The sequence below is a fragment of the Micromonospora sp. NPDC005710 genome, from assembly GCF_040630995.1.
Lineage (GTDB): Bacteria > Actinomycetota > Actinomycetes > Mycobacteriales > Micromonosporaceae > Micromonospora.
Genome location: NZ_JBEXYP010000044.1, coordinates 1 through 11,161, shown reverse-complemented (window position 1 = coordinate 11,161; position 11,161 = coordinate 1). Strand labels below are relative to the sequence as shown.

Below are 11,161 nucleotides of genomic sequence, written 5' to 3'. Positions count from 1 at the left end.
GCCTGGGTGACCGTGTAGGTGGCGGTGCACAGGGTCTGCGCGCCGGGCGCGAGAGTCGTGGCGGCGCAGGTGATCGGGCCGAGGTTGGCGTTCGACGACGGCGGGGTCTGCACGTCTGTCACGTTGACGTTCGTCAGCGTGAGCCCACCGTTGTTGACCACGTGGAACCGGTAGGGCACCTGCTGCCCCACCGTGTCGATCAGCACTGTGGTCGAGGTCTTCACCACCTGGATGCTGGCGACGAGCCCCGCGTCCGGGATGGTGAGCGTCGCCGGCGCCGAGTCGATGGGCGTGTCACTGCCGGGCGGTGTGCCGTGTGCGGTGGCGACGTCGGTGACCCCGTTGTTGTCGAGGTCGGCCTGGGTGACGGTGTACGTGGCGGTGCAGGTGGTGTTGGCGCCCGGTGCGAGGGTGGTGGCGGCGCAGGTGATCGGGCCGAGGTTGGCGTTCGACGACGGCGGGGTCTGCACGTCTGTCACGTTCACTGTGGACAGCGTCACGGTGCCGGTGTTGGCCACCAGGAACCGGTAGGGCACCTGCTGACCGACCGTGTTGATCGAGACGGTGGTGGACGACTTCAGCAGCGAGATCGACTGGATCAGGTCGGCCGCCGGAATGGTGAGCGTCGACGGTGCCGAGTCGATCGGGTTGTCACCGCCCGCGGGTGTGCCGTGTGCGGTGGCGACGTCGGCGACCTCGTCGTTGTCGAGGTCGGCCTGGGTGACTGTGTAGGTGGCGGTGCAGGTGGTGTTCGCGCCCGGTGCGAGGGTGGTGGCGGCGCAGGTGACCGGGCCGAGGTCGGCGTTCGACGACGGCGGGGTCTGCACGTCTGTGACGTTCACGTTGTTGAGCGTCACGCCGCCGGTGTTGGCGACCAGGAACCGGTACGGCACCTGCTGTCCGACCGTCGTGAACGACGTGGTCGTCGACGACTTCACCAGGGAGATCCCCGGAATGACCACGTCGCTCGGGACCATCAGCGTCGCCGGCGGCGACTGCACGGGCGGCCGGCCGCCGGGCGGGGTGCCCCGCGCTGTCGCGCTGTCCCGGACCGAGCCGAAGTCCAGGTCGGCCTGGGTGACCGTGTAGGTGGCGGTGCACAGGGTCTGCGCGCCGGGGGCGAGGGTGGTGGCGGCGCAGGTGATCGGGCCGAGGTTGGCGTTCGACGACGGCGGGGTCTGCACGTCCGTCACGTTCACGCCGGTGAGGGTGAAGCCACCGGTGTTCAGCACGTGGAACTGGTACGGCACCTGTTGGCCGACAGTCGTGATGGACGTGGTGGTCGAGGTCTTCATGATGGCGATCGACGCGATCAGGCCCGCTTCGGGGATGGTGAGCGTCGAGGGCGGCGAGGTGACCGGCGTACCGCCGCCGGGCGGGGTACCCCGCGCGGTGGCGACGTTCGTGACGCCGTTGTTGTCCAGGTCGGCCTGGGTGACGGTGTAGGTGGCGGTGCAGGTGGTGCTCGCGCCCGGTGCCAGGGTGGTGACCGGGCAGGTGATCGGGCCGAGGTTGACGTTCGACGACGGCGGTGTCTGCACGTCGGTGACGGCGACGTTGGTCAGGGTCAGGCCGCCGGTGTTGGCGACCAGGAACCGGTACGGCACCTGCTGCCCGACAGTGGTGATCGACGTGGTGGTGGACGACTTGACCACGGTGACGGCGGCGGTGAGCACCCGTGCCGGGATGGTCAGGGTGTTCGGGTCGGAGACGACAGGTGCTCCGGTGGGTGGGCTGCCCTGTGCGGTGGCGACGTTCGTGACGCCGCCGTTGTCCAGGTCGGCCTGGGTGACTGTGTACGTGGCCGTGCAGGCGGTCCGCGCGCCGGGCGCGAGGGTGGTGGCGGCGCAGGTGATGGGGCCGAGGTTGGCGTTCGACGACGGCGGGGTCTGCACGTCGGTGACGGAGATGTTCGTCAGCGGTACGCCGCCGGTGTTGACCACGTGGAACGAGTACGGCACCTGCTGACCGACGCTGGTGATCAGCGTGGTGGTCGACGACTTGATCAGCGCGATGTCGGCGGGAGTGCTGCCCTCGCAGGAGAGCGTGGTGCTGAACGGGAAGTAGTGGATCTCGCCGCCGCGGTGGTCCAGCGTACGGGTGATGACGCTGCCCTCGGTGTTGCTGGAGGAGAGGTCGGTGAGGCTGGCGTTGGGGGCGTAGATGGTGCCTTCGACGGTGGCGGCGTTCGGGGTGAGGGTGAGCGCGGTGGCGGTCGGGAAGTTGAACAGGACGTAGCGCGCCTGCTGCCCGCCGATGCCGGCGAAGTTCGGGGCGGTCCAGGCGAACGTGTTGCCGACGCCGCTGGTGACCACGTTGACGAGCAGTGGCGTGCTGGCGGTGGGCTGGCTCGCGAAGGTCAGGATCTGGATGTTGGCCAGGTCGGCGGCGGTCAGGTTGAGGACGTTCGTCACGCCCGGGGTCAACGTGACGACGGCGTTGCTGCCCGGCGGGATCGGGCGGGGCAGCACGTCACCGTTCGGCGTCCGCAGGACCACGGTGTTGTCGCAGGTGGCCAGCCCGGCAGTGGTCGTCCGGAAGGCGGCGAAGGCCCCGGCGAAGTTGATCGGGGAGGTCGGCCCGACGCTGGCGACCGGCTGCCGGGTGACAAGCTCCACCCGCGGCGAGGCGTCGTAGTCGTTCGTCGGCAGGATCCGGGTGTTGACCTGTGCGCCGTTGTTGTCGGTGTTGCGGACGAAGGCGCCGGTCAGGTTGCCGACCTTGGCGTAGCCGTTGGAGAGCACCTGGAGCCGGCTGCCGCCGACGCTTCCGGCGAAATTGACCCGTCCACCCACGACCAGGGCGCTGGGGTTGGCGTCCCCGGGCACCACGAACGATCCGGCGGTCGCGCCGGCGAGCTGGTAGTTGCCGAAGGTGAGGTCACCGCCGACGGCGAGGGTTCCCTCGTTCTCGTCGTTGTTCACTGTGGCGTTGCCCTCGGTCATCACTCCGAAGCTCAGCGCCTCGGCGACCGGGTCGACCGGGCCGATGGCCTGATCGACGGCGGCCAGCACCGGAGTGGGCGCGACAGGCGCCGGCACCAGCAGACCGTTGACCGCCAGTACGCCCGCGACGGCGGACAGCGCCGCCGCCCGTGACCTGCGGCTACCCCACCACGAAATTCTCATCACGCCCCCGCTGGTTCGAATGTGCCAGCGGAGCCTATCGGGGCAAAAACACGCTTATGACGGTTTTGTCCGAATCATGGTTTCACCGGGCGGGCTTCGAACTGTGCGCACCGTACTTCCGTGTTTATGATCGACAACCCCTGAACCGGGGGTCCGACATGGCCGATCGGTTGGCCCGGAGCAGAGCTGAGGTGCGCGACGGTGGACCGCGAGGCGTACGCCTGCTGGGTGCGTGAACCCGGCGTGGCCGAGATCCAGCCGGTGTCGCTGACCGCCCCGGGCCCCGACGAGGTGCTGGTCCGGGCCCGCTACTCAGGGGTCAGCCGGGGCACCGAGACGCTCGTCTTCGCCGGTCGGGTTCCCACCGACCAGTACGCCGCGATGCGCGCGCCGTTCCAGGAGGGCGAATTCCCCGGCCCGGTGAAGTACGGCTACCTCAGCGTCGGCGTGGTCGAGCAGGGCCCGCCGGAGCTGCTCGGGCGGACGGTGTTCTGCCTGCACCCGCACCAGAGCGCGTACGTCGTACCGGTGAGCGCTGTGGTGCCGGTGCCGGAGGGGGTGCCCGCCGCCCGAGCGGTGCTCGCCGGGACCGTGGAGACCGCCGTCAACGCCCTGTGGGACGCGGCGCCGCTGGTCGGCGACCGGGTCACCGTCATCGGCGCGGGCATGGTGGGCTGCTGCGTCGCGGCGCTGCTCGCCCGGTTCCCCGGCGTGCACGTCGAGTTGGTCGACACCGACGCGCGCCGGGCCGGCGTGGCCGGGGCCCTCGGTGTCGACTTCGCCCACCCGGCCGACGCCCGCGGTGACCGTGACCTGGTCGTGCACGCCAGCGCCACCGCCGCCGGCCTGCAACAGGCACTGGACCTGCTCGCCCCGGAGGGCACCGTCATCGAGCTGAGCTGGTACGGCGACCGCCCGGTGCAGGTGTCGCTGGGCGGCGCGTTCCACTCCGGTCGGCTCACCGTACGCAGCAGTCAGGTCGGCATGGTGGCACCCGCCCGACGGGGACGACGCAGTTACGCCGACCGGCTGGCGCTCGCCCTGGACCTGCTCGACGACCCGGCCTTCGACGCGTTGATCACCGGCGCGTCCCGCTTCGCGGAGCTTCCCGACGTGCTGGCCCGACTGACCTCGGGCGACCTGCCCGCGCTCTGCCACCTCATCACCTACGACGACGGAGAGTGACCATGTTCAGCGTCACCGTTCGCGACCACATGATGATCGCCCACAGTTTCCAAGGCGAGGTGTTCGGGCCTGCCCAGCGCCTGCACGGCGCGACGTTCGTGGTGGACGCGACGTTCCGCCGGCCCGACCTGGACGCCGACTCGATCGTGGTGGACATCGGCCTGGCCACCGAGCAGCTAAGGGCCGTGCTGAGCGAGCTGACCTACCGCAACCTCGACGACGAGGCGGCCTTCGCCGGCGTGAACACCACCACCGAGGTGCTGGCCCGTACGGTCGCCGACCGACTGGTCGAGCGGGTGCACGCCGGTGAGCTGGGCGCGGGGGCGCGCGACCTCGCCGGCATCACCGTCACCCTGCACGAGTCGCACATCGCCTGGGCGAGCTACGAGCGGTCGTTGTGACTGACGCGGGCCGGGCGGTGCACGTCGTCCTGCCCGGTGACATCGACGACCCGGCCACGCCCAGCGGCGGCAACGTCTACGACCGGCGGATCTGCGCCGGGCTGGGCGAGCACGGCTGGTCGGTCCACGAGCATCAGGTGCCCGGCGCCTGGCCGCACCCCGGCCCGGCCGACCGGGCGACGCTCGGCGGGGTGCTCGCCAGCGCGCCCGACGACGCGGTGGTGCTGATCGACGGCCTGATCGCCTCGACAGTGCCGGACCTGCTCGCCGCGCACGCCCGCCGGCTGCGCCTGGTGCTCCTGGTGCACCTGCCCCTGAACGACGAGCCGGAGACCCGCGCGCTGGCCGCCGCCCGGGCCGTCGTCACGACGAGCGAATGGACCCGCCGCGCCCTGCTGGCCCGTCACCCCACGCTCGCCGACCGGGTCCGGGCCGCGCCGCCCGGGGTGCGGCCCGCACCGCCCGCCGCCGGCACGGCGGCGGGCGACCGGTTGCTCTGCGTCGCGGCGGTCACCCACCACAAGGGGTACGACGTACTCGTCGACGCGATGGCCACGCTTGCCGACCGGCGCTGGACGATGCACTGCGTGGGCACGCTGACCCGGGAACCAGACCTCGTGCACCAGCTGCGCGACAGGTTGACCGGGGCGGGCCTCGCCGATCGGGTGCGGCTTGTCGGCCCACTGACCGGGGCGGCGTTGGACGACGCGTACGCCTCCGCCGACCTGCTGGTGCTGCCGTCCAGGGGCGAGACGTACGGCATGGTCGTCACCGAGGCCCTGGCCCGTGGCCTGCCGGTGGTGGCCACCGAGGTCGGCGGCCTGCCGGAGGCGCTCGGCGACGCACCCGAGGGTGACCGACCGGGTTTTCTGGTCCCACCCGGCGACCCGACGGCGCTGGCCGCCGCGCTGACCCGCTGGCTGGACGACGACGCACTGCGTGCCCGGCTGCGGCGTGCCGCTCTCGCCCGGCGCGACACCCTGACCGACTGGCCGGTGACCACCGCGCTGCTGGCCGGCGTGCTGAAGGAGGTGGCGGAATGACCGTCGAGGAGACCCTGCCGTTCGCGGACTGGCTGCGGTTGCGGGAGCCGGCCGACGCTGCGGCGCGCGCCGAGGACCTGCTGGACGCCGTCCGGGGCCGGCTGACCGGGGACACCCCGACGCTGATCCACGACCTGGGCAGCGGCACCGGCTCGATGAGTCGGTGGCTGGCCAGCCGGCTGCCCGGACCACAGCACTGGGTGCTGCACGACCGGGACGCCGACCTGCTGGCCCGCGCCGCCACGGGCATGGCCGGAGTGACCGCCGCCGACGGCACCCCGGTCACCGTCCAGACCCGCTGCGGTGACCTCACCCGGCTGACCACCGCCGACCTCGCCGACGGTTCCCTGGTCACCGCGTCCGCGCTGCTGGACATGCTCACCGCGGAGGAGGTCGAACGGGTGGTGGCCGCCTGCGTCGGCCGGCCCGCCCTGTTCGCCGTCTCGGTGACCGGTCGGGTCCGATTCACCCCGGCCGATCCGCTCGACGAGGCGGTCGAGGCCGCGTTCAACGACCACCAGCGGCGTACCGTCGAGGGCCGGCGACTCCTCGGCCCGGACGCGGCCGCCGCCACCGCCGCCGCGTTCGCCAGGCATGGCGTCGACGTGCGGGAACGGCCCAGCCCGTGGCGTCTCGGCCCGGAGCAGGCCGACCTGACCGCCGAGTGGTTCCGGGGATGGCTGGGCGCGGCCTGTGCGCAGCGCCCCGACCTCGCCGACACCGCGCAGGCGTACGCCCGCCGGCGGTTGGCCGACGCGGCGGCCGGTCGCCTCACAGTGCTCGTCCAACACACTGACCTGCTCGCCGGTGGATGAACCGTTCCCACCCTGGGTACGTGCACTAGGGCAAGTGGACGATCTTCAAGGGGAGGCCGGCGCCGATGTTCTGGGCCTGGGCACGAGTGGTCGGCGGGGTGGGTCTGCTCGCCGTCCTGCTGTGGCAGGTGGGCAGCGGCCCGTTCCTCGCCGGAGTGCGACTGATCGACGCGCCGGCATTGGCGGCGGCGCTTGTCATCGGGGTGCTCACGACTGTCTGCGCGGCGTGGCGGTGGAGCCTCGTCGCCGGCGGGCTCGGCGTACGCCTGCCCCTGGCTACCGCCGTGGCGCACTGCTACCGGGCCGTGTTCCTCAACGCCACCCTGCCCGGCGGGATGCTCGGTGACGTGCACCGGGCGGTCCGCCACGGCCGCGACGCCGGTGACGTCAGCCGGGGCATCCGCGCGGTGGTCTGGGAGCGTACCGCCGGGCAGGTGGTGCTGATCGGCGTCGCGCTGGTGGTGCTCGCGGCCTTCCCGTCCCCGGTCCGGCCGTACCTGCCGGTCGCCGCCGCGCTGCTCGTCGCCGGCGGGCTGGTCGTCGTGCTGCTGGCCCGGCTCCTGCCCAACGGCGGCGGGTCGCGCTGGGCGTCGGCGCTGCGGACCGCCGTGGCCGACGTGCGCTCGGGGCTGCTGGCGCGGCGCACCTGGTTCGGTGTGCTCGTCGCCTCAGCCGTGATGGTCGCCGGTCACCTGGCCACCTTCCTGGTGGCGGCGCGCACCGCCGGATCGGACGCCCCGCTGTCCCGCCTGCTGCCGTTGACGCTGCTCGCCCTGCTCGCCATGGGCCTGCCATTGAACGTCGCAGGCTTCGGGCCGCGCGAGGGGGCGGCGGCGTGGGCGTTCGGTGCGGCCGGCCTCAGCGCGGCCGAGGGCGTCGCCACCGCCACCGTCTACGGCGCGCTGGTGCTGGTGGCCAGCCTGCCCGGCGCCGCCGTGCTGCTGGCCCGCCGACGCCGCATTCCCGTCGCCGCCCGGGAAGCCGCCTCCGGCGGCGACTGTTGAGTCGGTTGTGAGACGGTACGCGCCGCCGGACGACGGTGGCGCCGGACAAAGGAGTCCCATGCCCGAAGAATTGCTGGTTGCCACGATCCGCACCCAGGTCACGGTGCCGCTGACGTTCCCGGACGGCTACACCACGACCGCCCGGGTGTTCACCTTCAAGGGCCTGGTGGACGGTCGGGAACACCTGGCCCTCGGCCTCGGCGACTGGGCCGGCGCCCTGGACCGGCTCGCCGCCGGGGGAGAGGCCCCACTGGTCCGTCCGCACAGCGAGTGCCTGACCGGCGACGTGTTCGGCAGCCAACGCTGCGACTGCGGGCCGCAACTGCGCGAGGCGGTGCAGCGGATCGCCGAGACCGGTGGCTTCCTGCTCTACCTGCGTCAGGAGGGCCGCGGCATCGGCCTGTACGCCAAACTCGACGCGTACGCGTTGCAGGACGCCGGGTTGGACACCTACCAGGCCAACGTCGCGCTGGGTCGGGGCGAGGACGAACGGGACTACAGCGCCGCCGCGCAGATGCTCGCCACGTTGGGCGTGCCGCGGGTCCGACTGCTCAGCAGCAACCCGGACAAGGCCGAGCAGTTGACCCGGCTGGGCGTGGACGTGGCCGAGCGGGTCCTGACCAGCGTTTTCCTGTCGCCGGCCAACGCCGAGTACCTGGCGGCGAAGGCGGCCAAGGCGGCGGAGGCCGAGGCGGCCGAGGCGCCCGCGGGTCGTCCTTCTGAGCGGCCCGTCTCCCGATGAGTTGCGAGTCGGAGCCGACCCGTCCATACGTGCTGCTGAGTTGTGCCGCCTCCATCGACGGGTACATCGATGACGCCTCCGAGCAGCGGTTGATGCTGTCCAACGACGCGGACCTGGACCGCGTCGACGCGGTCCGGGCCAGTTGTGACGCCATCCTGGTCGGCGCCGGCACCGTCCGGCGGGACGACCCTCGGCTGCTGGTGCGCTCCCCGGAACGCCGGGCCGAGCGGGAGGCGGCCGGCCGACCCGCCTCGCCCACCAAGGTCACCCTGACCGCCCAGGGTGACCTCGACCCGACCGGGCGCTTCTTCACCGCCGGAGACTCGACCCGGCTCGTCTACTGCGCCACCGGCGCCCTGGAGAAGACCCGGGAACGGGTCGGCCGACTGGCCACCATCGTGGACGCGGGTGAGCCCGTGGACCTGGTCCGGATGCTGAGCGACCTGGCCGCGCGGGGTGTGCAGCGGTTGATGGTGGAGGGCGGCGGGACCGTGCACGCCCAGTTCCTCGCCGCCGGTCTCGCCGACGAACTGCACCTGGTGGTCGCCCCGTTCTTCGTCGGTGACGGTCGGGCGCCCCGGTTCGTGGGGGAGGGTCGCTTCCCCTGGCACCCGGGCCGCCGTGCCCGCCTGGCCGAGGCCCGCCAGATCGGCGACGTGGTCCTGCTCCGCTACGCCCTCTCCACCCGCTGCCCCACCCCCACCCACCCCGCCCACCCCGCCCACCCGCCCATCCCGCCCACCCCGCCCGCCCTATCGGTTGATCATGAGGTTGGCGGTTGATTCGCTCGCTGCGGAACCCGTCAACCCCATGATCACCTCACCGGGGGGTGGGGGGTGGGAGGGGTGGGGGTGGGAGGGGTTATTGCGGGTGGTACTCGCGCTGCGCTCGGTAGGGTGGCCGGCGTGCCGCGACTGATGACCATCACCAAGGACAATGTGGAGGCCGCGTGCCGGCTGAGCGTGCGACCCGACCAGGAGAAGTTCTCGTCTCCGGTCGCCTGGTCCCTCGCCGAGGCGTACGCCCAGCCCGAGGTCGCCTGGCCGCGTCTGATCGTCGAGGCTGACGAGATCGTCGGCTTCCTGATGGGCTTCTTCGACATCGTCTGGGACCCGGCCCAGTCGGACGACAGGCGCTCGGGGCTGTGGCGCCTGAACATCGCCGCCGATCACCAGGGCCGGGGGTACGGCCGCTTCGCGGTGCACGCCGTCCGCGACGAGGCCCGCCGACGGGGAAACGACCGGTTCTACACGACGTGGACGCCCGGGCCGGACGGTCCGGAGCGGTTCTACCTGAAGCTCGGTTTCCAGCTGACCGGGGAGACGAGCGAGGACGAGGTGGTGGGCGTCCACTCCACCCACTGACCCCGGACCGAGTGATCAGCAGTGCGGCACGGCCTGCGTACGATGCGGGGTCGAGTTCCCCTCGTCGCGGCGGAGGTATCGGGCAATGGCAGGCCAGCACGAGGGTTTCGCGCTCGGTGTCGACCTCGGTACGTCCAACACGGTAGCGGTGCTGCGCTGGCCGGACGGGCGCACCCGTCCGCTGCTGATGGACGGTCAACCGCTCAGTCCGTCAGCCGTCTACGCCGACCCGGACGGCACCCTGCACACCGGCTGGGACGCCCGACGGTTGGCGCAGACCGACCCGGCCCGGTTCGAGGCGAACCCGAAGCGTCGAGTGGATGAGCCGACAGTCCGGCTCGGCGACCGCGCGTACCCACCGGCCGACCTGCTCGCCGCGGTGCTGGCTGCTGTCGCGCGGGCCGCGGTGGGCGCTGTGGGTTTCCTGCCTCCGGCAGTGGTCACCTGCCCGGCGGCCTGGGACGAAACGCGGCGGCAGGTCCTCGCCGACGCGCTGCTGCGGGCGGGTTGGCCGCAGGCGGCCGAGCACACCCTCGCCGGGCCGACGCCGCCGGGAACCCGGCTGCTGCGGGAGCCGGTGGCCGCCGCCCGCTACTACACCCAGGTGTTGCACCGTCCGGTGCCGGTCGGCGAGGCGATCGCGGTGTTCGACTTCGGTGGCGGCACGCTCGACGTCGCGGTGTTGCGCAACGAGGGTGCCGACCCCTGGGGTGACTCCGGCTTCAGCGTGGTCGCCGACGGTGGCCTTCCCGACCTGGGCGGCCTGGACCTCGACGCCGCGCTGGTGCAGCGGGTCGGCGAGTTGGTCGGCGAACGCCACGCCGCGCAGTGGGCCCGGCTCACCCGGCCGGCGGAGCCGGCGCAGCGCCGCGACCAGGTCCGGCTCTGGGACGAGGTACGAGGTGCCAAGGAGACCCTGTCCCGGTCGGCGACCGCCCCGGTCGCCGTGCCGGGAGTGGCCGAGACGATCCAACTGACCCGCGCCGACGTCGAACGGGTGGCCACGCCGCTGCTGCGCCGGGCGGTGCAACGGGCCCGGGAGGTGATCGCCAGCGCCGGCCTCACCCCCGACCAGCTCGCCGGGCTGTTCCTCGTGGGCGGGTCGTCACGGATTCCGCTGGTGGCCCGCATGCTGCACGCCGAGCTGGGAATCGCGCCGACGGTGCTGGACCAGCCCGAGTTGCCGGTGGCCGAGGGTGCCCTGACCGACCTGCCGCTGCGCAAGCCGCTACCCGCCCCGGCGTACGCGGGACCGCCGCCCGCCGGACCGCCACCGGCGCACAGTCCCGTCAGCCCGCTGATGCCGAGCCCGGTCAGCCCGCCCGGCCCGGCCGGAGCGCCCGCGCCGGTCGTACGGTCGCAGCCCTGGCCGGGATCCACCCCGCCGGCGGGTCCCCCCCCCCGGCCCGGCGGGCGGACCGTGCTCGGCATCACCTGGCTGACTGTTCTGTGCGCCGGTGGCGAGATAGGAATAGCACA

At 72.7% G+C, this 11,161-nt stretch carries 9 protein-coding genes and 2 pseudogenes; 9 read left to right on the top strand and 2 right to left on the bottom strand.

The features are described 5' to 3' along the window. Together ABZ406_RS30425 and ABZ406_RS30420 are read right to left on the bottom strand one after the other, a co-directional pair. The coding region (locus tag ABZ406_RS30425; protein ID WP_357768934.1) for a hypothetical protein at positions 1-1,943 on the bottom strand (1,943 nt) is incomplete at its 3' end. 78 nt (positions 1,944-2,021) lie between these two features. Beyond that, positions 2,022-3,128, bottom strand: a pseudogene (locus tag ABZ406_RS30420) (choice-of-anchor A family protein); the annotation flags it as partial. Positions 3,129-3,329: 201 nt separating this feature from the next. Between ABZ406_RS30420 and ABZ406_RS30415 the strand changes: the two are divergent. The 9 genes and pseudogenes from ABZ406_RS30415 to ABZ406_RS30375 all read left to right on the top strand — a co-directional run. Further along, complete coding sequence (locus tag ABZ406_RS30415; RefSeq protein ID WP_357768930.1) at positions 3,330-4,313, top strand: zinc-binding alcohol dehydrogenase; 984 nt, start codon at positions 3,330-3,332, stop codon at positions 4,311-4,313. 2 nt (positions 4,314-4,315) lie between these two features. Next, complete coding sequence (locus ABZ406_RS30410) at positions 4,316-4,714, top strand: 6-carboxytetrahydropterin synthase (RefSeq protein ID WP_357768928.1); 399 nt, start codon at positions 4,316-4,318, stop codon at positions 4,712-4,714. Next, positions 4,711-5,757 carry a glycosyltransferase family 4 protein gene (locus tag ABZ406_RS30405; protein WP_357768926.1) on the top strand — a complete coding sequence of 349 codons (1,047 nt, stop codon included), beginning with the start codon at positions 4,711-4,713 and terminating at the stop codon, positions 5,755-5,757. Before ABZ406_RS30410 ends, ABZ406_RS30405 begins: the two co-directional genes overlap by 4 nt. Beyond that, on the top strand, positions 5,754-6,572 hold the full coding sequence (locus ABZ406_RS30400; RefSeq protein ID WP_357768924.1) for a class I SAM-dependent methyltransferase: 819 nt from the start codon (positions 5,754-5,756) through the stop codon (positions 6,570-6,572). The genes ABZ406_RS30405 and ABZ406_RS30400 overlap by 4 nt, the downstream gene beginning before the upstream one ends. Before the next feature lie 65 nt (positions 6,573-6,637). After that, the gene (locus ABZ406_RS30395; RefSeq protein WP_357768922.1) at positions 6,638-7,576 is read left to right on the top strand and encodes a lysylphosphatidylglycerol synthase transmembrane domain-containing protein; all 939 of its coding nucleotides are present in this window, start codon (positions 6,638-6,640) and stop codon (positions 7,574-7,576) included. A gap of 58 nt (positions 7,577-7,634) precedes the next feature. Next, the gene (ribA, locus tag ABZ406_RS30390; protein ID WP_357768920.1) at positions 7,635-8,318 is read left to right on the top strand and encodes a GTP cyclohydrolase II; all 684 of its coding nucleotides are present in this window, start codon (positions 7,635-7,637) and stop codon (positions 8,316-8,318) included. Continuing rightward, positions 8,315-9,013 (top strand): annotated as a pseudogene (locus ABZ406_RS30385) (dihydrofolate reductase family protein); the annotation flags it as partial. The gene ribA and the pseudogene ABZ406_RS30385, both read left to right, overlap by 4 nt. Before the next feature lie 222 nt (positions 9,014-9,235). Further along, on the top strand, positions 9,236-9,682 hold the full coding sequence (locus ABZ406_RS30380; protein WP_357768932.1) for a GNAT family N-acetyltransferase: 447 nt from the start codon (positions 9,236-9,238) through the stop codon (positions 9,680-9,682). Between the two features lie 85 nt (positions 9,683-9,767). Continuing rightward, on the top strand, positions 9,768-11,161 hold a 1,394-nt coding region (locus ABZ406_RS30375), incomplete at its 3' end, for an Hsp70 family protein (RefSeq protein ID WP_357768918.1).

What these genes read in the sequence shown, in the direction of transcription:
- ABZ406_RS30380 (WP_357768932.1), top strand. Translation starts at nt 9,236, where the DNA reads ATGACCATCACCAAGGACAATGTGGAGGCCGCGTGCCGGCTGAGCGTG.
- ABZ406_RS30395 (WP_357768922.1), top strand. Translation starts at nt 6,638, where the DNA reads ATGTTCTGGGCCTGGGCACGAGTGGTCGGCGGGGTGGGTCTGCTCGCC.
- ABZ406_RS30400 (WP_357768924.1), top strand. Translation starts at nt 5,754, where the DNA reads ATGACCGTCGAGGAGACCCTGCCGTTCGCGGACTGGCTGCGGTTGCGG.
- ribA (WP_357768920.1), top strand. Translation starts at nt 7,635, where the DNA reads ATGCCCGAAGAATTGCTGGTTGCCACGATCCGCACCCAGGTCACGGTG.
- ABZ406_RS30410 (WP_357768928.1), top strand. Translation starts at nt 4,316, where the DNA reads ATGTTCAGCGTCACCGTTCGCGACCACATGATGATCGCCCACAGTTTC.